The 26,428-nt window shown below is 56.4% G+C and carries 19 protein-coding genes and 1 pseudogene; 13 read left to right on the top strand and 7 right to left on the bottom strand.

From position 1 onward, the window contains the following. The first annotated feature begins 154 nt into the window (after positions 1-154). From ACQKPZ_RS21440 to ACQKPZ_RS21430, 3 genes are all read left to right on the top strand, one after another. Positions 155-715, top strand: a complete 561-nt coding sequence (locus ACQKPZ_RS21440) for a Smr/MutS family protein (protein ID WP_427541930.1) — start codon at positions 155-157, stop codon at positions 713-715. Between the two features lie 69 nt (positions 716-784). Continuing rightward, positions 785-1,330, top strand: coding sequence for a GTP cyclohydrolase I FolE (gene folE, locus ACQKPZ_RS21435; RefSeq protein WP_012271077.1), 546 nt, complete (start codon positions 785-787; stop codon positions 1,328-1,330). A 59-nt stretch (positions 1,331-1,389) separates the two neighbouring features. After that, on the top strand, positions 1,390-1,761 hold the full coding sequence (locus ACQKPZ_RS21430) for a glutaredoxin family protein (RefSeq protein WP_427541927.1): 372 nt from the start codon (positions 1,390-1,392) through the stop codon (positions 1,759-1,761). A 130-nt stretch (positions 1,762-1,891) separates the two neighbouring features. On the opposite strand, the gene ACQKPZ_RS21425 is transcribed toward ACQKPZ_RS21430, so the two are convergent. Beyond that, positions 1,892-2,494 carry a glutathione S-transferase family protein gene (locus ACQKPZ_RS21425; protein WP_427541924.1) on the bottom strand — a complete coding sequence of 201 codons (603 nt, stop codon included), beginning with the start codon at positions 2,492-2,494 and terminating at the stop codon, positions 1,892-1,894. Between the two features lie 145 nt (positions 2,495-2,639). Here ACQKPZ_RS21425 and ACQKPZ_RS21420 point away from each other — a divergent pair, with 145 nt between their 5' ends. Next, on the top strand, positions 2,640-3,830 hold the full coding sequence (locus tag ACQKPZ_RS21420; RefSeq protein ID WP_427541921.1) for a benzoate/H(+) symporter BenE family transporter: 1,191 nt from the start codon (positions 2,640-2,642) through the stop codon (positions 3,828-3,830). 158 nt (positions 3,831-3,988) lie between these two features. On the opposite strand, the gene ACQKPZ_RS21415 is transcribed toward ACQKPZ_RS21420, so the two are convergent. From ACQKPZ_RS21415 to ACQKPZ_RS21405, 3 genes and pseudogenes are all read right to left on the bottom strand, one after another. Continuing rightward, positions 3,989-4,852: a methyl-accepting chemotaxis protein gene (locus ACQKPZ_RS21415; protein ID WP_427541939.1), complete on the bottom strand. Its 864-nt coding sequence runs from the start codon at positions 4,850-4,852 to the stop codon at positions 3,989-3,991. After that, positions 4,850-5,377 (bottom strand): annotated as a pseudogene (locus ACQKPZ_RS21410) (HAMP domain-containing protein); the annotation flags it as partial. The gene ACQKPZ_RS21415 and the pseudogene ACQKPZ_RS21410, both read right to left, overlap by 3 nt. Before the next feature lie 843 nt (positions 5,378-6,220). Beyond that, complete coding sequence (locus tag ACQKPZ_RS21405; protein WP_427541919.1) at positions 6,221-6,982, bottom strand: SDR family oxidoreductase; 762 nt, start codon at positions 6,980-6,982, stop codon at positions 6,221-6,223. A 176-nt stretch (positions 6,983-7,158) separates the two neighbouring features. On the opposite strand from ACQKPZ_RS21405, the gene ACQKPZ_RS21400 reads away from it, so the two are divergent. Continuing rightward, positions 7,159-8,160, top strand: a complete 1,002-nt coding sequence (locus tag ACQKPZ_RS21400; protein ID WP_427541916.1) for an NADP-dependent oxidoreductase — start codon at positions 7,159-7,161, stop codon at positions 8,158-8,160. A gap of 450 nt (positions 8,161-8,610) precedes the next feature. On the opposite strand, the gene pyrF is transcribed toward ACQKPZ_RS21400, so the two are convergent. Next, on the bottom strand, positions 8,611-9,312 hold the full coding sequence (pyrF, locus tag ACQKPZ_RS21395; RefSeq protein WP_012271070.1) for an orotidine-5'-phosphate decarboxylase: 702 nt from the start codon (positions 9,310-9,312) through the stop codon (positions 8,611-8,613). A gap of 183 nt (positions 9,313-9,495) precedes the next feature. On the opposite strand from pyrF, the gene ACQKPZ_RS21390 reads away from it, so the two are divergent. Further along, positions 9,496-9,663 (top strand): DUF2897 family protein, encoded by a 168-nt coding sequence (locus ACQKPZ_RS21390; protein ID WP_003252762.1) that lies wholly within the window; start codon positions 9,496-9,498, stop codon positions 9,661-9,663. Positions 9,664-9,972: 309 nt separating this feature from the next. Here the strand turns inward: ACQKPZ_RS21390 and ACQKPZ_RS21385 are convergent, their stop codons facing one another. Next, positions 9,973-10,308: a ComEA family DNA-binding protein gene (locus ACQKPZ_RS21385; protein ID WP_427541913.1), complete on the bottom strand. Its 336-nt coding sequence runs from the start codon at positions 10,306-10,308 to the stop codon at positions 9,973-9,975. A gap of 686 nt (positions 10,309-10,994) precedes the next feature. Between ACQKPZ_RS21385 and wecB the strand changes: the two genes are divergently transcribed. The 7 genes from wecB to ACQKPZ_RS21350 all read left to right on the top strand — a co-directional run bounded on the left by wecB (position 10,995) and on the right by ACQKPZ_RS21350 (position 24,573). Next, positions 10,995-12,137 (top strand): non-hydrolyzing UDP-N-acetylglucosamine 2-epimerase, encoded by a 1,143-nt coding sequence (gene wecB, locus ACQKPZ_RS21380; RefSeq protein ID WP_427541910.1) that lies wholly within the window; start codon positions 10,995-10,997, stop codon positions 12,135-12,137. After that, positions 12,134-13,396, top strand: coding sequence for a UDP-N-acetyl-D-mannosamine dehydrogenase (gene wecC, locus ACQKPZ_RS21375; RefSeq protein ID WP_403202960.1), 1,263 nt, complete (start codon positions 12,134-12,136; stop codon positions 13,394-13,396). Before wecB ends, wecC begins: the two co-directional genes overlap by 4 nt. Positions 13,397-13,409: 13 nt before the next feature. Continuing rightward, positions 13,410-19,763 carry a glycosyltransferase family protein gene (locus tag ACQKPZ_RS21370; protein WP_427541907.1) on the top strand — a complete coding sequence of 2,118 codons (6,354 nt, stop codon included), beginning with the start codon at positions 13,410-13,412 and terminating at the stop codon, positions 19,761-19,763. 37 nt (positions 19,764-19,800) lie between these two features. After that, positions 19,801-20,235, top strand: coding sequence for a hypothetical protein (locus ACQKPZ_RS21365; RefSeq protein ID WP_427541904.1), 435 nt, complete (start codon positions 19,801-19,803; stop codon positions 20,233-20,235). A gap of 60 nt (positions 20,236-20,295) precedes the next feature. Next, positions 20,296-21,525, top strand: a complete 1,230-nt coding sequence (locus tag ACQKPZ_RS21360; protein WP_427541901.1) for a glycosyltransferase — start codon at positions 20,296-20,298, stop codon at positions 21,523-21,525. 2 nt (positions 21,526-21,527) lie between these two features. After that, positions 21,528-22,703, top strand: a complete 1,176-nt coding sequence (locus ACQKPZ_RS21355) for a glycosyltransferase family 4 protein (protein WP_427541898.1) — start codon at positions 21,528-21,530, stop codon at positions 22,701-22,703. Positions 22,704-22,842: 139 nt separating this feature from the next. Then, complete coding sequence (locus tag ACQKPZ_RS21350; RefSeq protein ID WP_427541895.1) at positions 22,843-24,573, top strand: hypothetical protein; 1,731 nt, start codon at positions 22,843-22,845, stop codon at positions 24,571-24,573. Positions 24,574-24,878: 305 nt separating this feature from the next. On the opposite strand, the gene ACQKPZ_RS21345 is transcribed toward ACQKPZ_RS21350, so the two are convergent. Next, positions 24,879-25,961 (bottom strand): DUF6270 domain-containing protein, encoded by a 1,083-nt coding sequence (locus tag ACQKPZ_RS21345; protein WP_427541892.1) that lies wholly within the window; start codon positions 25,959-25,961, stop codon positions 24,879-24,881. Positions 25,962-26,428: the final 467 nt, after the last annotated feature.

The following is a 26,428-nucleotide window of genomic DNA, read 5'->3' as shown; positions in this document are numbered from 1 at the left end:
CACGGTCTGTACTGCGCGAACAGTCAGAAGCGAGTTATGACCCTCCTCCTCCCTTCAAGTCCTACCATACAAGCGGGTTTACCCGCGAAGAGGCCGGCACAGGCTGCACATGGCCCCACAGTCGCGTAAACTACGCCGCCCATGTGGAGGCATCATGCAAGACGACGATTTTTCCCTGTTCAAGGCTGAAGTGCGCGGCGTAAAGCAAATCCGCCACGACCGTGCCGACGTCGGCAAGCCCAAGGCCGACCGCCAGAAGCTGGCTGGCCTGCGCCAGGCGGCGACCGTGCGCAGCGACAAGGCCCTGGTGATCGACGGCATGTCCGATCAGTTCGTTATCGACGTTGGCGCCGAAGACGAACTGATGTGGCGCCGCGACGGCGTGCAGGAAGGCCAGCTGCGCAAGCTGAAACTGGGGCAGATTCCGTTCGAAGGCAGCCTCGACCTGCACGGCATGACCGTGGAAAAGGCCCGCGAAACCCTGTGGGACTTCATCGCCGAAGCCACCAGGCTGGAGGTGCGCTGCGTGCGGGTGACCCACGGCAAGGCCGCACGCCTGGACGGCAAGCGCCCGATGATCAAGAGCCACGTCAACACCTGGCTGCGCCAGCACCCGCAGGTGCTGGGTTTTGCCTCGTGCAGCGCCCGCCACGGTGGCACCGGGGCCGTGTATGTAATGCTCAAGCGAACCATGCTCGAAGGCCGCGAAGAGTAACGCCGCGCTTGCAGCGCCGTCCGCACCGCCGTACCCTTCGTTTTTGCGATTTTTCCTACAGGTAGATCCATGTCCCTGGAACAGAACTACACCGAGATCCTCAGCCAGATTGGTGAGGACGTCTCCCGTGAGGGCCTGCTCGACACGCCCAAGCGGGCAGCAAAGGCGATGAAATACCTTTGCCGCGGTTATGAGCAAACCCTGGAAGAAGTCACCAACAACGCGTTGTTCAGCTCTGACAACAGCGAAATGGTGCTGGTCCGGGACATCGAGCTGTATTCGATGTGCGAACACCACATGCTGCCGTTCATCGGCAAGGCACACGTTGCCTACCTGCCCAAGGGCAAGGTACTGGGCCTGTCCAAGGTCGCGCGTATCGTCGACATGTACGCCCGCCGCCTGCAGATCCAGGAAAACCTCAGCCGCCAGATCGCCGAAGCCGTGCAGCAGGTAACCGGTGCTGCGGGTGTGGCCGTGGTGGTCGAAGCCAAGCACATGTGCATGATGATGCGCGGTGTCGAGAAGCAGAACTCGACCATGATCACCTCGGTGATGCTGGGCGAGTTCCGCGAAAACGCCGCCACCCGTAGCGAGTTCCTCAGCCTGATCAAATGATTGGCTGCTGACCCCAAGCCGACCCTGCAGGGTCGGCTTTTTCATTTCAGGAGTTGCCCATGATCGTCAAAGCCCTGCGGGTCGGCCTCGGCCAGCTTATCGTGTTCGGTGACTGGATCAGCCGCCCGGCCAAGCGCAAGCGCGATGCCGCCGCCCAGGCCCGCGTCGAACAAGCGGCCAAGGGCCTGGCGCTGTACCAATTCCATGCCTGCCCGTTCTGCGTCAAGACCCGCCGCGCCCTGCACCGCCTGAACGTGCCGGTGGCGCTGCGTGATGCGAAGAACGACCCGGTGCACCGCCAGGCCCTGCAGGAAGGTGGCGGCCGGGTGAAAGTGCCGTGCCTGCGCATCGAGGAAGGTGGCAAAGTGACCTGGATGTATGAGTCCAAGGCCATCATTGCCTACCTGGATGAGCGGTTTGCTTCGGCCTGACAGCTTGTAGTTTTCCTGCACAGGCCTCTTCGCGGGTAAACCCGCTCCCACAGGTACCCCACTGTTCTCAGGTCCAGTGATATCCCTGTGGGAGCGGGTTCACCCGCGAAGAGGCCGGTACAATTAAAAACTATCCCACCATCGGCACATGCCGCGGGTGGCTGCTCACGCGCTCCAGCCAGGCCCTTACTGCCGGGTAGTCAGCCAGGTCAAACCCGCCCTGCTGCGCCACGTGGGTGTAGGCATACAACGCCACATCGGCAATCGAGTACTGCTCACCCACCAGGTACGGCGTCATCTGCAACTGCCGCTCCATCACCTTCAGCGCCTTGTAGCCACCCTTGTGCAGCTTGCGGTACTCCTCCAGGCGTTCGTCCGGCAGCCCCAGGTAGAACTGGATGAACCGGGCCACGGCAATATACGGCTCATGGCTGTACTGCTCGAAGAACTGCCACTGCAATACCTGCGTGCGCAGGCGCGGCTCGCTGGGCAGGAACTCACTGCCATCGGCCAGGAAGTTGAGAATGGCATTGGACTCCCACAGGTAGCTGCCGTCTTCCAGCGCCAGCACCGGCACCTTGCCGTTGGGGTTCATCGCCAGGAACTCGGGTGTTTCGGTCTCGCCCTTGAGGATGTCCACCGGGTGCCATTCATACGAATGGCCCAGCAGGCTCAACATCAGCTTGACCTTGTAGCAGTTGCCCGACTGGTAGTCGCCATAGACCTTGTACATTGCCCCTCCCCTTCCAAGCAGTTTTGCATTTGCGCCCAATAGTTGGCGACTGTACGGCTAAAAGCAATGGCCGCTGTATGGCAAGGATCAACCTTGCGCGCTGTAGTCTGAAAAAACTGCTTACACCTTTACAAGGACTTTGTTCATGACCGATGCCACTTCCGCACGCCTGCGGCCCCTGGCAGACACCTCCCCGTCGGCGGTGGTCGCCGGCTTTATTGCCATGCTTACCGGTTATACCAGTTCGCTGGTGCTGATGTTCCAGGCCGGCCAGGCGGCCGGGTTGACCAACGCGCAGATCTCGTCATGGATCTGGGCGCTGTCGATCGGCATGGCGGTTTGCAGCATCGGCCTGTCGCTGCGCTACCGCACCCCGATCACCATCGCCTGGTCCACCCCCGGCGCGGCTTTGCTGATCACAAGCCTGGGCGGGGTGAGCTACGGCGAGGCCATTGGTGCCTACATCACCTGTGCCGTGCTGGTGCTCATCTGCGGCCTGACGGGCAGCTTTGAGCGCCTGGTCAAACGCATTCCGGCTTCGCTGGCCTCGGCATTGCTGGCGGGCATCCTGTTCAAGATCGGCAGCGAAATTTTCGTTGCCGCGCAGCACCGCACACTGCTGGTGCTGGGCATGTTCTTCAGCTACCTGCTGGTCAAGCGCCTGTCGCCGCGTTACTGCGTGCTGGCCGCACTGCTGGTAGGCACGGCGTTGTCCGGCGCGCTGGGCCTGCTGGACTTCAGCGGCTTCCACCTGGAAGTGGCCAAACCGGTATGGACCACACCAAGCTTCTCGCTGGCGGCAACCATCAGCATTGGCATTCCGCTGTTTGTGGTGGCGATGACCTCGCAGAACATGCCCGGGGTGGCCGTGCTGCGTGCCGACGGCTACCAGGTGCCGGCCTCGCCGCTGATTTCGGCCACCGGCTTTGCCTCGCTGCTGCTGGCGCCTTTCGGTTCGCACGGGGTAAACCTGGCGGCGATCAGTGCGGCGATCTGCACCGGGCCGCATGCCCATGAAGACCCTGCCAAGCGTTATACCGCGGCGGTGTGGTGCGGGATTTTCTACGGGATTGCCGGGGTGTTCGGCGCGACTTTGGCGGCGTTGTTTGCGGCCCTGCCGAAAGAGCTGGTGCTGTCGATTGCCGCACTGGCGCTGTTCGGCTCCATCATGAACGGGCTGACCGTGGCCATGAGCGAGGCGCGTGAGCGGGAGGCGGCTGTGATCACCTTTATGGTGACGGCTTCGGGGCTGACCTTGTTCTCGATTGGTTCGGCGTTCTGGGGGATTGTGGCGGGGGTTTTGGCCCTGCTGATCCTCAACCCGCGCAGGGCCTGAGACCTGCGCGATCCCCTGTAGGAGCGGCCTTGTGTCGCGAAAGGGGTGCGAAGCGCCCCCGGGATTTTTGCATCGCTGCAAATATTGCTGGGGCCGCGTTGCAGCCCTTTCGCGACACAAGGCCGCTCCTACAGAGACCGTGTCTCGACCCAAAATGGCTAGAGGCTGAAATGCCTCACCATCCCCTTCAGGTCGCTACCCAGCTGCGCCAGTTCGATACTTGACCTGGCATTGTCCTGCATCGCCAACGCCGCCTGGTCGGCACTGCCGCGGATCTGCGTCACGCTACGGCTGATCTCTTCCGCCACCGAGCTCTGCTGCTCGGCCGCCGCCGCAATCTGCTGGTTCATCTGCTGAATCAACGACACCGCCGCCGCAATGCTGCCCAGTGCACTTTCAGTCTGTAATGCGTCAGCCACCGCCAGGCGCACCAGTTCGGTACTGCCACGGATCTGCGCCACCGATTGCTGCGCGTTACCGCGCAAGCTGGCGACCAATGCCTCGATCTGCTCGGTAGACTGCCGGGTACGCCGCGCCAACGCACGCACCTCATCGGCCACCACGGCAAAACCGCGCCCCTGCTCACCCGCGCGGGCGGCTTCGATGGCGGCGTTCAGCGCCAGCAGGTTAGTCTGCTCGGCCACGCTTTTGATCACTTCCAGCACATCGCCGATGGTGTGGATTTCGGCACTAAGGCTGTCGATGCCGGCGCTGGCCGTCTCCGCCGCCGCCACCAGTTGCTCGATGCGCTGCATGCTCTGACGCACTACCTGCTGGCCAGAATCGACCTTGTCGTCCGCCGCCTGGGCTGCCTGCGCAGCTTCTTCAGCATTGCGCGCCACGTCGTGCACGGTGGCCGTCATCTGCTGCATGGCAGTGGCGACCTGCTCGGTTTCTTCCTTCTGGCTCCCCACCTCGCGGTTGGTCTGCTCGGTCACCGCAGACAACGCCTGGGCATTTCCGGCCAGTTGCTCGATGCCCTGCTGCAAGCCGCTGACAATGCCCGATAGCCCCGCCGCCATCTGTTGCATGGCTTGCATCAATTGCCCCACTTCGTCACGGCGCGGTGCCTGGGCGTCAAACGCCAGCTCGCCGGCTGCAATGCGCCGGGCGCGGGCAATCACGTGCTTGAGTGGGCCCACCACTGCACGGGTGATCAGCCAGGCCGCGAGCACACCGACCACCAGCGCCAGCACGGTTGCCAGGCCGATGGCCAAGGCATTGCGCTGCAGTTCGCCCTGCAGGGCCTGCTCCTGCCCCAGATAGGCCTGGTCGACCCGCCCGGTCACCTGCTCGGCACTGGCTTGCAACTGGGCCTTCAGCCCCTGCTCACGGGCCAGCTGGTCGGTATATTCGTTGAGCTTTTCCGAAAAACTGCCAATGTGCCCGGCCACTTCACCCAGCACACTCTGGTAGCCGGCATCACTGACCGCGCCCTGCAACTGGCCGACCAGGCTGGCGGCCTCCACCGTCTGGGCAATGCGTTCCTGGCTTACGCTCCCTTCGCCCTTGCGGCTTTTTTCCAGCCGCACCCGCGCTTCGTCCATGGCCTGCAGCATAAGCCGCGACACCTGAGACACCTGCGCGGCCTGCTCCAGAAACTCGCCGCCCTGCTGGCCTTGGGACTGTTTGAGGGTATACACACCGTCGTCGGCCAAGCCGGCCTGCAACACATCCAGGTTATTGGCCACGCTGGATACCGACCAGCTGGCCATGTCCAACGCCAGCTCTTTGGCCTGCACCGCCGACACAAAGGCTTCGAACGCCTGGCCGTAAGCTGCCAGGTCGGCTTCAGCCGCCGTCAGTGCCGGCAAGCCGCGGACGCGCTCGGCCAGGCCCTGCAGCCCGCTGCGCAAGGCTTCGGCCTGCTGGATGTCGGAGCGCAGGGCAAACGCCTGCTCATGCTGACGCAAGCGCAACAGATCAGTATTGAACTGGGCCAATTGGCGCAAACTGTCGAAGCGCTGGCCAACGCTATGTAACGCGGCGATGCCGATGGCCGCCACCGCCAAGGTCAGCACCAGCACCAGGGCAAAGCCCAGGCCGAGTTTGCGGGCCATGCCCAGGTTGGCCAGCACACCGTGCTTGCTCGCGCCCATGCCGATTCCCCTTCTGTGTGCCAGGTTTTCCCGAAGGCCAAGGGTGGCAACGTTGCCAACCGGTGGACAAGGGCCTGGCGTCAGAATAGTGTCAAATAGCTATGAGCGTGTCGCTAACAGGTTGGTAGAGGTCGTGGTGTGTGCGGGTGGGCAGTATGGGCTGACATCAGCGTTGGCAGGCCCGGCCTCTTCGCGGGCGTGCCCGCTCCCACAAGGATCGCACCCAACCCGAGGCCAGCGCTGTACCTGTGGGAGCGGGCGAGCCCGCGAAGAAGGCGACGCGGTCCGCGCTCAAATCGCCGTAGCCCCACCATCCACCGTCAGGCAATGCCCGGTAGTAAACGCCGCACCGTCACTGCACAGGTACAGCACCGCGCTGGCAATTTCCTCGACCTTGCCAATACGCCCGACCGGGTGCATGGCGGCGGCGAACTCGGCCTTGCGGGGATCGGCCTCGTAAGCGCGGCGGAACATGTCGGTGTCGATAACAGCCGGGCACACGGCATTCACGCGGATGCCCTTCTTCGCGTACTCGATGGCCGCCGACTTGGTCAGGCCGATCACCGCGTGCTTGCTGGCACTGTAGATGCTCATCTTCGGCGCCGCCCCCAGTCCCGCTACCGAGGCGGTGTTCACGATCGCCCCACCGCTTTGGGCCAGCAGCAAGGGCAGCTGGTATTTCATGCACAGCCACACACCCTTCACGTTCACGCCCATGATGGCATCGAACTCCGCCTCGCTGCCTTCAGCGAGGCGGTTTTGCTCTATCTCGATGCCGGCGTTGTTGAAGGCGTAGTCCAGCCGACCGTATGCGGCAATCAGACGCTCGTGCAACTGGCGCACCTCGGCGTCCCGGGTAACGTCACAGGCAATGAACAGCGCTTCGCCACCCGCCGCCTGAATTGACGCCACGGTCGCCTCACCGCCAACCGGGTCAAGGTCGGCCACCACCACTTTCAGGCCCTCACGGGCAAACGCCAGGGCGGTTGCCCGGCCAATGCCGGCGGCAGCGCCGGTAACCAGGGCTACCTGGCCAGAAAAGGTCATGCTCATCGCGTGCTCCTGTGAAGGTCTGATGGGGTTCAGAGCATAGTCAGGCACCGCTTGGCCGGGCAGCATCATCACCCCACCGGTTGGGCTACCATGCTTGTCAGTGATGTTAACCACCTGCCTACATCAACAAGGTAGATTGAACCCCTGAATCCCTCCACTGCCCACAAGGACCCGCCATGACCCAGACCAACCGCCGCTTCCTGCTCGCCAAACGCCCGGTCGGCGCCGTGCGCCGTGACGACTTCACCTTCGAAAGCGTACCTGCCGAACAACCTGGCGAAGGCCAGGTGCTGGTGCGCAACCTGTACTTGTCGCTGGACCCGGCCATGCGCGGCTGGATGAACGAAGGCAAGTCGTACATTCCACCCGTGGCCCTGGGCCAGGTGATGCGTGCGCTGGGCGTGGGCGAAGTGGTTGCCTCTAACAACCCTGCCTTCAAGCCGGGCGACCACGTAAGCGGCGCGCTAGGCGTGCAGGACTACTTCACCGGCGAGGCACAGGGCCTGCACAAGATCGACCCCAACCTGGCGCCCCTGCCCCGCTACCTGTCGGCGCTGGGCATGACCGGCATGACCGCCTATTTCGCCCTGCTGGACGTTGGCCAGCCAAAGGCCGGCGACACCGTGGTCGTCTCCGGCGCGGCCGGTGCGGTGGGCAGCATTGTCGGGCAGATTGCCAAGGTCAAAGGTTGCCGCGTGGTCGGCATTGCCGGTGGCGCCGAGAAGTGCCAGTACCTGCTGGACGAACTGGGCTTTGACGGGGTGATCGACTACAAGGCCGAAGACGTGCTGGCCGGCCTGAAGCGCGAATGCCCGAAGGGCGTGGACGTGTACTTTGACAACGTTGGCGGCGACATCCTCGATGCCGTGCTGACCCGCATCAACTTCAAGGCCCGCATCGTGATTTGCGGCGCGATCAGCCAGTACAACAACAAGGAAGCCGTGAAAGGCCCGGCCAACTACCTGTCGCTGCTGGTGAACCGTGCGCGCATGGAAGGCTTTGTGGTGATGGATTACACCAAGGACTACGGCAAGGCCGCGCTGGAGATTGCCGGGTGGCTGGGCAGTGGGCAGGTGAAGAGTAAGGAGGATGTGGTGGAGGGGTTGGAGACGTTCCCCGAAACACTGCTGAAGCTGTTCAGTGGGGAGAACTTTGGCAAGTTGGTGTTGAAGGTTTGAAACGCAGTTACTGGTGTTTGGCGGGGAATGGATAACGGCTGACAGGTGTTTGCCGCGGGTTTGAGGTGATGCGTAGATCGAGCGCCGCGCGGGCGGCGCTCGATCTAATAGGCGCTGCGGCACTTGAGGCGTACACCTGTCAGTCCCTCCAGAATCGTCAGACTTTCCTGAACCTTGCCCTCCCCCCTTCAGTTCGGCGCAACAAGCGAACTATCCTACGCAACGGTCAGAAGCAGCACTGCCTGAAAGCAAGCGATATCCCTGTGGGAGCGGGTTCACCCGCGAATACCGGCGCAGCCGGTGCCATGCACCGCGTCGACTTCTTCGCGGGTAAACCCGCTCCCACAGGGTGTCGCGGTAAGCCCTAAAATCGCACGATCCAGCACCAAACAGGCGGAAACAAAAAAGGCCAGCACTCGCGTACTGGCCTTTTTCGTCAACACGGGCTACTTACCCACGAATCTCCGCCACCACCGCAGCCAGCGCCTGCGCCGGGTCCGCAGCCTGGCTGATCGGCCGGCCGATCACCAGGTAGTCCGAACCTGCATCCAGTGCCTGACGCGGGGTGAGGATACGGCGCTGGTCATCTTGCGCGCTGCCCGCTGGGCGAATACCCGGGGTCACCAGTTGCAGCGACGGGTGCGCCGCCTTCAGCGCCGGGGCCTCCAGTGCCGAACATACCAAACCGTCCATCCCCGCCTTCTGTGCCAATGCCGCCAAACGCAGCACCTGCTCTTGCGGGTCGACATCCAGGCCAATGCCAGCCAGGTCTTCACGCTCCATGCTGGTCAGCACGGTTACGCCAATCAGCAACGGTTGCGGGCCACTGCGCTTGGCCAGCTCTTCACGGCAGGCGGCCATCATGCGCAGGCCGCCAGAGCAATGCACGTTCACCATCCACACACCCATCTCGGCAGCGGCCTTTACCGCCATGGCCGTGGTATTGGGAATGTCGTGGAACTTGAGGTCCAGGAACACTTCGAAGCCTTTGTCGCACAGGGTTTCGACAATGCCCGAAGCGCTGCTGGTGAACAGCTCCTTGCCAACCTTCACCCGGCAAAGCGCAGGGTCAAGCTGGTCAGCCAGCTTCAGGGCGGCCTCACGGGTAGGGAAATCCAGGGCGACGATCAGGGGCGTCTGGCAGGCGGACATGGGCAGGGTCTCTTGGCAAGTCGAAAACGGCGCGCATTGTAAACGAAGTAACGCAGGCTTTGGGGCCCGCGGGTCACGGAATTGGCCCGGCACGGCCTGGCTCCTATAATTGAACCATTGGAACGGGCAATTGCTCAAAATTCGTACAAGCGTTGCCCATTACCCCACGCAAGGAGAACGACAATGCCCTGGTATGCCTGGCTGATCCTCATCATAGCCCTCGGCTCCATCGTCGGTGGGTTGATGATGCTGCGCGACACGGCGAAAAAACTGCCCCTGACCGAAGAGCAGCTGCGCAAGGTGCATGAGCGCAATGCCGAGGCCGATGCCAAGGATGCGCAAGACCGCTGACAGGCCCTTGTGAGGCACGGCTGCCTTGCTGTGGGAGCGGCCTTACGTCGCGGAAAGGGCCGCGCAGCGGCCCCCGGCAACAGATGCGGCGACGCTGAAAACCTGGGGGCGCTTCGCACCCCATCGCGACACAAGGCCGCTCCTACAACGGCCCCGTCAAAAGTTACTAATTAGTTAGCCTGCTGACGCATAGCCAGCTAATAAAAATTACGACCTGTTCATTTTCAACAGGTTAAAGAGTCAAAGGGTTAAAACGTCAAACTTTTAGTTATCAGAGCCAGGGCAAAAATGCCCTAGCCCTTCCCCCTCTTACTCCACCATCACCCTGTCCCGGTTGCGCTCCAGCAACGCGTTGCCAATCCCCTTGATCTCCAGCAATTCATCCACCGAAGCAAACGGCCCATTGGCCTCGCGGTAGGCCACGATCGCCTCGGCCTTGGCCTTGCCTATCCCGTTCAGCTCCTTCTGCAGGGTCAGCGCATCTGCCTTGTTCAGGTCCAGCCGTGGCGCCTGCTGGGCCTGCGCCTGGGCCACTACCGGCACCGGCTCGGGCACCGCCGTGGCGCTGGCAGGTGCAGCGCTGAGGGAGAACGACAGGCTGGCGAACAGCGGCAGCAGCAGGTACGACAGAACGTTGTTACGCATTGATGAACACTCCTTGGGTTGGTCATTTTCCAGCAGCTGTTTTCCTTCGGCTGCGCAATCAACCCTAGCGGTTCTGCGGTTATCCCAACAGGCACTTGGCCTGTTCAAACGTAACCAGATCAATCATTAAAAAAACCAACTTCGACCACTCAAAAATGATGGCGTTCCGCCATATTTCCAGTTAACTTCATGAAAAAAAAGCGATAGCAAATCGCCGCCAGGTAAATTCCCGTTTAACCTGGCTTTCATTCAGACCAAACGCTGTTGTTTTTCCTACAAGCCGTGCTGGACAAGGCCCCCACCCGTTCGTCGTATACCTTGGTGATATTGATTTTGTTGGCATGATGCCTGAATAACATCAAACAATCGTTTTTATTGATCGTTTATACAAAAATAGGATCCAATCCATCGATACTTGTAGGCAATTTCCTACGATCAGGGGAAAAAAACGTGCCAGATGGGATGTCATAGTGATGACGAAATGATAAATTTGCGGAATTAGGACAACCGCTTCGCTTGAAGGATCCGAGCAGAATGAATTTTTTTTCACCTCCCCCACTGGCCCTGCCCGATTTCCATCTTGCCGCGCCAGCAGGCCACCCCCGGCCGACCTGAGTTACACCCGAGATCCTCGCCCGTAGCACCCGTTCCAACCGCCTTCACTACACTCACAGAAGACCGTCGCCGTGTCCCTCAAGACCCTTATCGTATTTGGCACCCGCCCAGAAGCCATCAAAATGGCACCACTGGCCCTCAACCTTGCTCAGGACGACCGTTTCGAGTCGCGCGTCTGCGTAACCGGCCAGCACCGCCAGATGCTTGACCAGGTACTGGAACTGTTCGAGATCAAGCCCGACTACGACTTGAACATCATGAAGCCCGGGCAGGACCTGACCGACGTGACCACTGCCATCCTGCAGGGTCTGAAACCTGTGCTGGCCGAGTTCAAGCCCGACGTGGTGCTGGTGCACGGCGACACCGCAACAACCCTGGCCACCAGCCTGGCGGCTTACTACCAGCAGATTCCGATCGCCCACGTGGAAGCAGGCCTGCGCACCGGCAACCTGTACTCGCCATGGCCAGAAGAAGGCAACCGCCGCCTGACCGGCGCCCTGGCTGCCCTGCACTTCGCGCCGACCTCCACCTCGCAGGACAACCTGCTGCGTGAAGGCACCGACGCCGCGACCATCTACACCACCGGCAACACCGTGATTGATGCGCTGCTGGAAGTGGTCAAAAAGCTGGAAAGCCCGGCCCTGAAAAACCAGTTCGAAGCCCAGTTCAGCTTCCTGAACCCGGAGCGCCGCATGGTGCTGGTGACCGGCCACCGCCGCGAAAACTTCGGTGGCGGTTTCGAGCGTATCTGCCAGGCGCTGGTGCAAACCGCGCGTCAATTCCCTGACGTGGATATCGTCTACCCGGTGCACCTCAACCCGAACGTCCGCGAACCGGTGAACCGCCTGCTGGCTGACGTCAACAACATCCACCTGATCGAACCGCTGGACTACCTGCCGTTCGTCTACCTGATGACCCGCTCGTACCTGATCCTCACCGATTCCGGCGGCATCCAGGAAGAAGCCCCTGCGCTGGGCAAGCCGGTGCTGGTCATGCGTGACACCACCGAGCGCCCGGAAGCCGTGGCTGCCGGTACCGTCAAGCTGGTCGGCACCGACGTCGAATCGATCACCGAAAACCTGGCAAAACTACTTACCGATGACGCGACCTACCGCGAGATGAGCGTCGCCCACAACCCCTACGGCGATGGAAAAGCGTGCGCGCGAATCCTCGACGCACTCTCCGACTTCTCGAACTCCAAGGACGCAGCATGAGCTTCAATAAAATTTCCGTCGTAGGCCTGGGCTATATCGGCCTGCCAACCGCTGCCGTTTTTGCCGCACGCAAAAAGCAAGTCATCGGTATTGATGTGAACCAGCACGCGGTCGACACCATCAACCGTGGCGAAATCCACATTGTCGAGCCTGAGCTGGACATGGTGGTACACGCTGCCGTGACCGAAGGTTTCCTGCGCGCCTCCACCGTACCGGAAGCCGCCGACGCCTTCCTGATCGCCGTGCCGACCCCGTTCATGGACGACCACCAGCCGGACCTGAGCTACATCGAGTCCGCCAGCAAGGCCATCGCACCCGTACTGAAAAAGGGTGATCTGGTCATCCTGGAATCCACCTCCCCTGTCGGTGCCACCGAGCAGATGGCTTACTGGCTGGCACAAGCCCGCCCAGACCTGAGCTTCCCGCAAACCCACGGTGAAGACTCCGACATCCGCATCGCCCACTGCCCTGAGCGCGTACTGCCAGGCCACGTGCTGCGCGAGCTGGTGGAAAACGACCGCATCATCGGCGGCATGACCAAGAAGTGCTCCGAAGCGGCCGTGCGCCTGTACCGCACCTTTGTTGAAGGCGAGTGCATCATCACCAACGCCCGCACTGCCGAAATGTGCAAGCTGACCGAAAACAGCTTCCGCGACGTGAACATTGCCTTCGCCAACGAACTGTCGATCATCTGCGACAAGCTGAACATCGACGTGTGGGAGCTGATCCGCCTGGCCAACCACCACCCGCGCGTGAACATCCTGCAGCCTGGCCCAGGCGTAGGTGGCCACTGCATCGCCGTGGACCCATGGTTCATCGTCAGCCAGACCCCAGAGCAGGCGCGCCTGATCCGCACCGCCCGTGTGGTCAACGACAGCAAGCCTGAGTGGGTGATCGACAAGGTCAAGATGGCCCTGGCCAACTTCCTGATCAAGAACCCGGGCAAGTCGGCCCAGCAAGTGAAGATCGCCTGCTACGGCCTGGCCTTCAAGGCCGACATCGACGACCTGCGCGAAAGCCCGGCCCTGAGCATTGCCGAGCGCCTGGGCAATGAGCTGGAAGCCACCCTGCAACTGGTCGAGCCGAACATCGAAGCACTGCCGCAGCGCCTGGCGCGCCACGAGCACGTGGACTTCGACTACGCCCAGGACAGCGCCGACATCCACGTGCTGCTGGTGAAACACCGCGAATTCCGCGGCACCTTCAACGTACGCGACGCGGCCTTTGTGATCGACGCCGCTGGCGTTACCCAGGCCTGATGGACCCAACCGCATGAACAACCCCACGCTTGAGAAACCTACCGTGAACACAGAGCTGCCTTCACCTTTGGCCGATATTCATGACCGCGTGATGGAAGCCTATTACGGCAAGCTTGGGGACCAGTTCATGCGGGAAACGCAGTCCCGCATCCACTGGATCTGCGCCCAGGTCAAAGGGCGCCGGATCCTGGATGTCGGCTGCTCGCAGGGTATCGTGCCCCTGCTGCTGGCACGTGAAGGCTGCCAGGTCACGGGTGTGGACACCAGCCCGCAGGCCATCGAAGAAGCCAAGGGTTACCTGGCTGCCGAACCGGCCCATATCCAGCAAAACGTCACGTACATCAATTCTGACTTCCTCGCGCTGGACACGCTCGAGGTTGAACCGGACACCGTTGTCATCAGCGAAGTGCTCGAACACCTGGTACGCCCGGAGCTGTTCGTGGAAAAGGCCAACGAACTGCTCAAGCAGGGTGGCCGGCTGGTGATCACCGTACCGTTCGGGGTCAATGACTTCATTGACCACAAGCACACGTTCTACCTGATGGAACCGTTCCGGCTGCTGGCCGAGTACTTGCAGATCGTCGAAGTGAAGATGCTGGGCAAGTGGCTGGGCATTGTGGCGGTGAAGAACGAGGCGCATAAGCCGGGGACCATCGACTCGCTGACAGTCGAGCGCGTGCGCGAACTGGAGAAAGCGTTTGAGTCCATTGAGCGCACGCTGCGCGGGAACCTCGGCGATATCGGCAAGCGCCTGGAAGAGGCGAACAAGAAGTATCGCGCTGCTACTGAGCAGATTGCCCAACTGAGGCCTGACGCGCAGAAAGCTGAAGCGCTCGCCAAGCAACTGCAAACTCGTGACGCAGACATTACGACGTTACAGCAGGCCAACCGCGACATTCTCGACGCCAAGGCAAAACGGGTGCAAGAGCTTGAGGAGATCAAGGAGCGCTTGGACGACGCCAACAGAAAGTATCGCTTGGCCACTGAGCAGCTCTCCCTGCTGAAGCCTGAAGCCCAGAAGGCTGAAGCCCTGACTCGCCTGCTCCAGGATCGCGACGCACATATCGTCTCTCTCGAGCAAACGAACCGGGAAGCCCTCGAAACCAGCGCTCGTAGCATTCAGGAACTGAATACTGAGCTGGATTCGCTTAAATCCCAACTGGGTGAGGCCAATGACAAATGCCTCGCGACTGCGGAGCAGTATGCCCAGTTGCAACAGCAGATCGCAGTGCTTGAAGAAGCTCAGGGGCAACGAGATCAGGAACTCGACACGCTACAGCAGTCACTGCTATCTCTAGAAGAACAATTGCTGGCCACCGACCAGCAACGGGCGGCCGCAGAAGCGCTGGCGGCCAACGAGACGACAAAAATTGCAGTATTGCAGGCTCAACACGACGCGCTGGAAAACCAGCTTCTGCAAATAACTGAGCTTCAAGCTAAAGGCCAAGCTGACAATGCGGCACTGAACGAAACCGTATCAGGCCTTCAAAAGCAGCGTAACGAGCTGGGAAGCCAGCTTGAAGTGCTATCTGAACAGCTTGTCCAGGCTCAGCAGCTCAACGATGGGCACGTAGAAACCATCACGGTGCTCCGAGCGCAACAGGCTGCCTTGCAAGCCAAACTGGAAAATCAGCGACAGGCTGCAGATGAACGGCAGTCGCAGGCCGAGCAGACCAATGCAGGCCATGTAGACACCATCACTGCTCTGCGCGCTCAGCAGGCCGCGCTGCAGGATGCCCTGGCAAACCAGCAGCAGGCTGAAGTTGAACTGCAATCGCAAGCTGACCAGACCAATGCAGACCATGTAGACACCATCACTGCCCTGCGCGCCCACCAAGCAACTTTGGAAGCTGAACTGGAAGGCCAGGCACAGGCAATGATTGAACTGCGCGAACATGCAGGGCTAGCCGATGCAGCACGCTTAGAAATCATTTCTTCACTGCAATCCCGTGTCGAAGAACTGGAAGCGTTGATAGGCACTGCTGTCGAGTCAAGAGACAAGACACTCGAAGCCAACACGGATCACATCAATACCATTGCAAGCTTACGCGAACTCCAAACGGCGATGGAGACCGCGCTAGAGAATCAGAAACAGGCCTTGAGCATCCTGCAATCCGAGAGCAGCCAGGATATTGCCGAGAAAGACGAATGCATCGCCACGCTACGCAAGCGCCAAGCGGAACTGGAAGCCGAACTTGAAAGCGAGTTGGAGTATATGAACGAATTGCAGGCCCAAACCCAGCGGGCCGACGCTGCACAGGCTGAAACCATTGCGCTGTTAAAAGCACGTCAAGTTGAACTGGAGGCCGATCTGGGTGACCAGCGCCAAGCGATGAAACAGGCTTATGCAGCCCATGCGGAAACAGTAACCGCACTGCAAAACCGCCAGACTGAACTGGAGAGTCAGTTGCTGGAAGTGAGCGAAACACTAGCACGTGGCGAGCGCGAGCATGCGGCCCAGGCGAACACCATCAATACACTGGTGGAACTGCGCAATGGCATTGAAGAGCAAGTGCAAGCACTGACCCAAGCCAACGCCCAAGCGCAAGAAGCGCAGGCTGAACAAGCTGAGACGATCGCCTCGCTGAATCAGGCCAAAGACGCACTGGTCGAACAGTTGATGCTCGAAACCGCCAGCCGTCAGGCAGCAGAAGCGAGCCTGGCGGCCACCAATGAGCAATGGCAAGGCTTGCGCATGCAACTGGAGAACGAGCTCAACTCCTCAAAAGCAGGCTTGGGTGCGGCTAACATGAAGTACCGCACTGTAAGCACTGAGCAGATTCCTCAACTGAAGGCCAATCTCAATCAGCTGCTGCAGCGCAGCGCGGCGCAGCAGCGCAAGATCGATGAGCTCAATGCCAATCTGGAGCGAGCCAATACGCAGCGCCATCTGGCAGAGCAACGCCTGGTCAAAACCCGCACCAGCATGACCTACCAGTTGGGCTATCAGATCAAGAACAGCGCCAGCTCCCTGGGCGGCCTGGTCAGGCTGCCTGTGCGCCTGCTGCGCCTGTACCGCAAGGCCAACCAGCAACGCCAGCAGAATGAACAGAAGCGCATCGCCAACGAGCCTATGAAGGCCCTGCTGCCTCCTGCGCCGGTCATTCAGGATGAGAACTACCTGAAATTGCCCGCAGCCCTGCCGACCAGCGAGCAGAGCCGCTCTATCCTGCTGCGCCAAGCCGACCAACCCGCAAGCCGCCTGAAAGTGGCATGTGTAATGGATGAGTTCACCTTCGGCTCCTACCGCTACGAGTGTGATCTGATGCAGCTCACACCTGCCAACTGGAAAGCGGAGCTGGAAGGTTTCCGCCCTGAGCTGCTGTTCATCGAGTCTGCCTGGCGTGGCAAGGATGAGCTGTGGGGGAGCAAAGTTGGCCACAACAGCCAGGAACTGCAGGACATGCTGAACTGGTGCCGTCAGAACAAGGTGCCGACCGTATTCTGGAACAAGGAAGACCCGGTTCACTTCGAAACCTTCCTGACCACCGCCAAGCAGTTCGACCACGTGTTCACCACTGACATCGACTGCATTCACCGCTATAAAGGTGCGCTCGGTCACGACCGCGTCTACCTGCTGCCGTTCGCTTGCCAGCCAGCGCTGCACAACCCGATCGAGCTGTACGAGCGCAAAGACGCATTCTGCTTTGCCGGCGCCTACTACGCCCGCTACCCAGAGCGTACCCGCGACCTGGGCAACTTCGTATGCGAGCTGCCTAAGTTCCGTCCGCTGGAAATTTTCGACCGCAACTTCGGCAAGAACGACGCCAACTACCAGTTCCCCGAGGAATACCAGCCGTACATCGTCGGCACCCTGCCCTTCGAAAAAATTGACACGGCTTACAAAGGCTATCGCTACGCGATCAACCTGAACTCGATCAAGCAGTCGCAATCGATGTTCGCACGTCGAGTGTTCGAGCTGCTGGGCTGCAACACCATCACCGTCAGCAACTTCTCGCGCGGCGTGCGCCTGCTGTTCGGTGACTTGGTAGTCACCACCGATAACGGCGAAGAAATGCTGCGCCGCCTGCAGCTGCTGGCCGAAGACCCACTCAACAGTGACAAGTTGAAGCTCGCCGCCCTGCGTAAAGTGATGCAGGAGCACACCTACACCCAGCGCCTGGAATACGTGCTCAGCAAAGTCACTGGTACCGTAAAGGCTCAGCGCCTGCCGGAAATCGTGGTCGTGGGCGAAGCACAAGATCGTCAGCAGTTCGACATGCTGCGTGCCCACCTGAACCGTCAGACCTACAGCCAAGTGCGCATGGTCATCATCACCGATGCTTACCAGAGCAGCATCGTGAGCGACGACCCACGCATTCTCGTGCTCAAGCCCGCCCAACTGAAGAAAACCAGCCTTGGCGAGCTGGTCGGCAATACACCTTGGGTTGCCGGCTTTGTACCGGAAGACTACTACGGCCCTAATTACCTGCTGGACCTGGCGCTAGCTACCCGCTACAGCCAGGCACAGGTTGTTGGTAAAGCAGCCCACTTCACCTGCAATGGGCAAAATGCGCAACTGCAATCGAATGGAATGGCGTACCGCCCCGCTCAATCATTGAGTGCACGTCGCTCGCTGGTGGCCACCGAGATCGTTGCCGGCCAGCCACTGCGCAGCTGGTTGAAGAGCTTGCCTTCGCTTCAATACACCCACGAGCAAGGCTTGGCGATCGACCCGTTCAACTACTGCGAAAACGGTGCAGCACAGCACGAGGCTATCAGCGCCAAGGTGGACGACCTGGAGCTGAACCTCGGGATGACCATTGACCAGCTCCAGGCTCGCGCACAGGCTATCGCTCCTTTGGAGGACAGCCACGACTCTCCGGAAATCAACGGTCGTGAGCTGGCTGAGATGTTCGGTGCCAAGCACAGCAAGTTCCTCAACCTGTCGGTCGATGTAGATAACTGGCGTGTCAGTTCCACGTTGGCAGACGGCAAGCATGAATATGTGTATGCCCTCAAAGAGGTCAGCTTGGACCAACTGAATCTCGAGGATCGCCAGCTCAAGCTGTACCTCGACTGCACGCCCGGCCTGAACCTGCAATTGGTGGTGCTGTTCCTCGATGTTGAAAAGCAGCGGATCAGCCATGTGATGCAGCATGCCAACCGTAACCAAACCTCCGAGGTACCACCGGAAGCCGCCTTCGTGCGCTTTGGTCTGCGGGCGTACGCGGCTGGCAGTAGCGAGATCAAGGCATTGGTGCTTGGCCACCGCGACCTGCAACCTTCGGAGATGCTGGGCCGCTCGAAGCATCTGGTCGTTACCAACCACTACCCGGCTTATGCTGACCTGTATCGCAACGGCTTTGTACACAGCCGAGTGATGGCTTATCAGGAACAGAACCTGAATGTGGACATCTTCCGCCTGCGCAAGAACGAGACTGTCAGCTATCACGAGTTCCAGAACGTAGACGTGGTAACCGGTTGCCAGTCCACCCTGACCAAGATGCTAGAAAGTGGTCAGTACAAGAGCGTACTGGTGCACTTCCTGGACCCTGAAATGTGGGAAGTGCTCAAGCGCTTCACCCACATGGTCAAGGTAGTGGTTTGGGTACACGGCGCGGAAGTACAGCCTTGGTGGCGTCGCGAGTACAACTACTCGGATGAGAGCCAGTTGGCAGTGGCGAAAATCGAAAGCGAGAAGCGCATGGCGTTCTGGCGCGAGACGCTGCAAAACGTGCCTGCAAATCTGAAATTCGTTTTCGTATCTCGCTACTTTGCAGAAGAGGTGATGGAGGACGTGGGCTTCCGGATTCCGGAGGAAAGCTACGAGATTATCCACAACCCTATTGACACCGATATTTTCGATTACAAGAAAAAGCCTGAAAACCAACGTTTCAAGGTTCTTTCCATCCGCCCTTATGCTTCAGCAAAATATGCGAATGACTTGAGCGTAGCTGCAATCAAACTGCTTTCGAAAGAGCCATTCTTTGAGAAAATGGAGTTCCGAATGATTGGTGATGGCGCCCTGTTCGAGGAGACCCTGGAACCACTGAAGGGCTTCTCAAACGTCACTATCGAACGAGGCTTCTTGAGGCACAACCAAATCGCGGCATTGCATAAAGAGTACGGGATGTTCCTGTGCCCAACCCGCATGGATGCCCAAGGTGTTTCTCGCGACGAAGCGATGTCATCCGGACTCATTTCAGTCACCAACGGTGTTACAGCCATTCCAGAGTTCGTGAGCAATGACTGCGGCATTCTTGCAGGTGCAGACGATGCACAAGGGATGGCCGATGGCATCAAGAGAGTTGTCGGCTCTCCAGAGCTGTTCAACAAGATGTCCGCTGCTGCTCACCACCGAGTCATGAGCCAAACAGCGAAGAAAAACATCATCGATAAAGAATTGGCACTTATCACCCAATAAAACCCACCCCTAACTTTTAATGACGAACAACACCACTATGAAAACCAACATCAAAACCGCAGCAGCACTTCTTATGTCACTGGCACTTTTCGGCTGCGGCGCTGAAAAAGAACAAAAAGCCACCCAAGCGCCTGCCTCGCAAAGCGCTCAAAGCAGCTCTATCGTTCTTCAGAACGGTGAAAAGCTGAATACCAACGGCGAGATTTCCAAAGAGTACGAGAAAGAAACCTCGAACGGCAAGATGAAACACTATGAAGTCAACGCTAACACGCTTGCCAAAGTGGCTGAGAATGCCATCTACAATCAGTTGAAGAGCCAAGGCTTCCAGCGCACCGTAATGGAAGACAACCCAAACCAATTCAAAGTTCACTACAAGAAAACCGGTTACTCTACCATTGGTGCTATTTACACAGAATCGAGCGCCAATAACGTCAACACGACAAAAATGAAAATCTACTGGACCGAGACCTGAGTCTTACCAGAATAACGCCCTGAACACCCTAGCGGGCATAATCGAATAGCAGGTAAAGCAGTGAAAAAAGTTGCAATGATTGTGTGGAATGAATTCGTCAATGACGCACGAGTATTAAAAGAAGCACAAACACTTGCCAACTCAGATTATGCCGTTAGGGTCTTCGCATTACATACGCCAGGGAAAACTGCGAAAACAGAGATCCTACAGAAAAACCTCGATGTATGCCGGGTAGAAAGGTCGCCTTTGTGGCGCTGGAGGAAATCGAAACAACTCGACTCCAAAACACCATCGCCTTCAGCAGTAACAACCTCTAATAACGCCCAGATCTCAGTTTTAAGGGTGATCAGTCGCGCATGGACTCATATGATGCTGCTTCTCAACATCATACGTTATCGGCCCTCTGTCGTTCACTCCCATGATGTAAATACCCTTCCTACTGCTTGGCTAGCCTCAATCATCAGTCAAGCCAAACTCATATATGATGCGCACGAAATAAGCACTAGCAGAGAGGGCTACGGAAAACTCTCAAAAATTGTTGCGCACATTGAAAAACTATTGATTCCTCGCGCATCCGCAGTTATCACGACAACTGAAACTCGAGCCAAATATCTTGCTCGACTCTATAAAATAGCAAGACCTGCAGTACTTCAAAACCGCCCCAGATATGTTGCCGTCCAAAAAAGCCGCTTACTTCATCAAGCACTAGGCATACCACAAGAGTGCCCTATGATCCTTTACCAAGGTGGCCTTCAAAGCGGAAGAGGCTTAGAAAAATTAGTGCGTTGCACTTCACGCCTAAAAAACGCTCATGTCGTACTGATTGGTGGGGGACGTTTAACACAGCCGCTTATCGACTTACGTGACAGTCTAGACTTACAAGACCGTGTTCACTTTATTCCAACAGTAGCACTGTCCGAACTCCCGAAATATACTGCAGCGGCCGACATCGCTGTGCAGCCGATAGAGAACACTTGCTTCAATCACTTCAGCACTGACTCCAACAAGCTGTTTGAGTACATTATCGCAGGAGTACCATCAGTAGCCACTAACTTCCCTGAAATCCGGAAGATAGTAAATCAATATGGCATTGGACTGTTGGCTGCCGAAGGCAACGAAGACGACCTAGTGAACTGCCTGAACAGGCTCATCGAGGATCCTGAATTACGTGCAAAGCTGGCCAAAAACTCAGCGATTGCGGCAAAGGATCTCTGCTGGGAAAGTCAGGAAAATCTCTTGGCAGAAATATACAAAAAAGCCACCTCTACCGGCAAATTTGAAGCGGCCTGAACGTGAACATCCTGATACTGAGTTTTTATTATCCCCCTGATCTTTCTGCAGGCTCATTCAGGACGAAAGCATTAGTCAATTCACTTTTGCAGAATTCTCAGAAAAAAATCACGATAACCGTGCTGACGACACAACCGAGCAGATACGATAGCTATGCCCCGAGTGCCTCCTCTATTGAAAGCCGCGAGGGGCTAACGATCAAACGAATTCCAGTTATTTCGCGTGGCGGTGGAATTCTTGGCCAGGCCCACCTATTCGGCCAATATGCGCGAGGTGTGCTGAAAGCGGTCAAATCGAATGAGTATGATCTTATCTTTGCTACCTCATCGCGCATGATGACCGCTACCTTAGGGGCTTGGGTAGCCAAATGCGTCAACGCACCACTTTACTTGGATTTTCGGGACCTACTGACTGATATATTGCCGGATTTGCTACCTTATCCAATCGGAGCACCCACAGCATGGTTCTTCCGCCACATTGAGCGTTGGACAGTGAAGCAATCACACTCAGTCAATTTAGCCTCTCCAGGGTTCGTCAACTACTTTAAATCACAGTACCCGAACAAACCATTTACTGTTTACACAAACGGCGTTGATGATCTATTCATTGAAAACCCCGCCGCAATGGAAGAGCGCACCTCACGCCAGATCCGTATTTTATATGCAGGCAACATAGGCGCGGGACAAGGTCTGCATCATATCCTGCCAAAATTGGCAAATAGACTTGCAAACAAAGCAAAGTTTGTAATAGTCGGGAGTGGCAGTGCAATAAAGCAACTAAAAACGGCACTAACTCAGCATAACGTCACAAATGTAGACCTCATTGAACCCATGAAACGAACTGACTTGCTATCGTACTACAACACGGCAGACGTTTTGTTTTTGCACCTCAATGATCTTCCTTCGCTGAAGAATGTAATCCCTTCAAAGTTATTTGAATACGCCGCCACCGAAAAACCTATTCTTGGAGGACTTAGCGGCTACTCCGCCAAGTTTGCAACTGACAACATTAAAAACATGAGCGTCTTCCCCCCGTGCGATATAGAGTCAGCAATTACGGCCCTGGAAAGCCTAAACATTGAAAAAACTGATCGACGCGACTTTGTAAAAAAATATTCGCGAAAATACATTGTAGCAAGCATGGCGACTGAACTTCTGAACCACACACAAAACACTTAATGTTTTTCTTATCGGGAAATAAACTGAGAAGGAAAAGCATCGATAGCAACTAGAGATCTTAAGAGTGAAATTTCGTGAGCCATTCAAGTCGACGTACATATCTCGCACCGAAATACTGACCATCTGTTAAGCAACCCATATGAAAGCACACCTTAATACAGAGCTAAGCCAATGCTTACGCTGGTCTTTTTCCTTAGGCAAAAAATTCCTGAGGAAAGCGTCCTTGCACACAGTATCAGTGCAGTTCATCTATATATTTAGCCAATTACTTTTGCTTTTAGCCTTCTTCCTTCCTTTAAAAGCAATTATCGTCCTCAGCTCTGGCGGCATCCCGAGTTACTTTCCTGAATTCCTGAAAGCTTACGCTCAGGACACCGTTGTAATCTGGTTGAGTTTAAGCTCCCTAGTTGCATTTGCAGCACACCTTACATTCGAACTAGTTGCTACAAAAATCACTGCAGCGGGCGCACGTCTACTCATAATCAGAACAAAGAAAATTGTTCTCTTCGACAACCAAGACCTCATTGCAGTCAACGCATATTCAAAGTTCACGCGCGGACTTTCAGAACTACTATTCTTTTTAATATCAGTTGCAATTCTATGCGCAATTTATCCACTAATTTTCTCCTTAGTCGCGACAAGCATCATAGTCTTTTATACATTTACCTGCCTGGCATACAACATTTCATCGAAAGCACGAAGCGCACTAACAACCCACCACCAAGCAATACTTAACTCAATATCCGGATTTGTCTTTCTAGTCGTATTCTTCGGAATAATCGGAGATTTTCTTTATTTCCACCCACCATCAGCATTCATGGCAATAATATCGCTACTACTTATCAGGCAAGCCCTGCAGCGACTCGTGGGCTTCTCGACCAAACTGATATTATTAAGATCGCAACACTCGCGAGTCAGTGCGCTATTCTTCCACAACCAGCCACTCTTACTTGAAACCACGCAGAAGAGTGACGGAATTCACGCTCTTTTCTCGCCCGAGCAGCGCGAGCGCTGGATTCCGCAGGTCTTATCCCCTCTTTTCAAAACCGCCTTCACTGTCGAAGGCGTTAAAAACTTTCAGTTAGGCCACCCCGACATATACTGCTACGAAGTTGACTGCTGCTCCGAGAACACACTTAAAACTTACATTATTAAACTGTTTGACGAGAGCCGAACTTATCCCGCCGCTCAAGAGAGCGCACTAATCGCTCAGTTTAAAGACCTGCCCTGCCCGCCACTCAGAGAGACTGGGAAGTTACAGGATGTGACTTATCATATTTTTGAGTGGTCAAAAGAATGTAAAATGACTGGCAGGGAGTACACTCAAGGAACCTTGACGCTCCTCGGGGATTTGATGAAGCTAACGCCACCCAAGTCGCTTCTCAATAAATACGAGCGTTCCAAAAGCTATTTAGAATCTCGCCTAAACAGCGAGATGCTGGAAAACCTAAAGCTCTACGCAGTTACCGCAGAGGACCAAAAAACCATAGAACAACTGGCAGGCAGTCTTGGCAGTATAAAACTACACTTAAGCAAACTTCCCAGGCAGCTCATTGTCCTTGACCTCAACTTTGACTCTTTGCTTAAGAAAGAAAGCGGAGAGTTATCAGTTATCCATTGGGGCAACTGGATTTTAGAGCCCGCAGGTACGTATTGGCCTCTTACCGCACATTCGAAACTTCTTGAGTGCACCCAAGAAGCTCAAGCCATCAGAACTGACGCACAGAGCCTAAGCAGTGACGGCACCATACTTGCCTCTTATATGTTTTCCTTTGAAAGACATATCAACCGAAGAGATTACCAGGCGGCGCTGAACCTTATTCCAGGTATTTTAAAATACACACAAAGCCTCGACGAACAAATAATATAACTCATCGCCACATAGCCGAAAGCCCTACGCAGCATCCTCTTTTGCTTGAGCGACTTCCTGAGCAAATGAGGATGTGGCCACCGATTACTTATTGAGCTTCTAGCCATTACCAACTTCGCAGTAAACGCCGCGCCCTACACCTTCTAATTGACTATGCCTCTGAAATTGATCAAGTAACTTTTATTAGAAGTCACCTCCCCCAGACTTAAGCCAGTGCAAAGCCATCGGATATATTGCTGCGATGACTTGGCACTGACCACCATCAAGAGTAATAACTACATGCCATGAGTAAATTGCATCACCTTTCAAGTTGAAGAGGCCAACGTTATACCCTCTTTAGAACATAGCTTCTCATCAAATTCATCCTTATAAAAAGCGGCAACTTCTAATCGCCCAAGATGATCAGGGATAGCAAAACGAGCTCTCGGTGATTTTTCATACCATCGCGTGGCATGACGAACACCATCAACCAAGAGATAAAATGCAAAATCACCGCCCTCACACGCCTGATCATTCAGACTCAAAGAGCAGTGCGCATAGATTTCATCATCAACAATGTGTGCAGCCACATTGAGCTCCACACCAGAAGAAACCGGAGGAGGCTGTATCGGCGCAAGTTCCACACCGTGGGATATATCAGCGCTATTTTTCTCAGATTTCTTTACAATCTGAGCCAGCGCTTCACGGTAATACATTTCGCAATAGTGAAATGGCGACACACCCCAACGATGGAATTCATCAGCGGTCAAAAGGGCATTATCAAAATTCAAAAACTGGCGACTATCAAGCAACCTTTCCATGGCGCCATACATCCACTCAAGCTCTTCGTTAGCCTTATCGATTTCCCCACGACCCACAGGAAAAACAGACTGAGTATCCAACTCAAAGCTCGAGGCCCAATACACCTTATTAACTAGCACAGCGTCAAGCCTGTTTAAATCCTTCAATAAATCGAAAAATTTATGCATTCCTTGCAGCCACAACTCACGGCGTTCGTAAGTACCTTGCGGTATAATCCTATACCCTTCAATACTCTCTTCAGCTAGCAAGCCGCTTTCAGCAAGCTCATTTGAATGAGTAATCAATTCACCTGTAGGCAATGCTACCAGATCAAATCTCTCGTCAATCAAATCGATAAGAATCAAATCTGCCGATTCTAGCTTATCAACCGCAGCTAGCAAGTTTTTAGAAAAGTCATTGGCGACCATCCTTCGACGGAAAGCTGACTGGATACGCTCTAGTGCCTCTGTATTCTTGTAAGGTGCACTACACAATGAAGCCATCGAAGATCGAGCAAAATAATCTGAAATCGTGAAACCGGAACTCTCTTCCAGATTGTAAATATCTCTTGAAACACAGCTACCATAAATTAATAAATTCTTGACCACTACTAGCAACCTTGTAGGATTTATACTTGAAAACTACACCACCTAGCCAATTCGCAACATCAACAACCTATCAAACCGCAGAGTTCTGCTCATCATTCAACTGCGCAAAGACTTAATAGCAAATAAGCATGCGCCTGATTATAGCACCAAGCTCGCCCTTACCTAACATCTTTGAGCTCCACCAAGAGCCCGAATTCATAGCTATGTGAAACCATGAACATCTTGCGTTTGGTATGAGAGCGGTTGCGGCGGCGAGCGCAGCAGCTACGTAACCAGACCAGCGAGGCCTACCATGGGCCTATTTTCAGCCTTTCCGTTCCTATCGGAATTGACTGATAGCCTTGGACTCCATCGAATGGTCACATCCATGCTGGTTGCTCGTGACGATGGGGGAGCGCTTTTTCCGCAAATTCCGCTCACCGCCCCTGACAGCATACCGGCATCATCTGTAGAATTCGCATCTTCCT

The organism is Pseudomonas sp. NPDC089547, from assembly GCF_050280665.1.
Classification (GTDB): Bacteria; Pseudomonadota; Gammaproteobacteria; order Pseudomonadales; family Pseudomonadaceae; genus Aquipseudomonas.
This window is presented reverse-complemented; position numbering and strand designations above follow the sequence as displayed.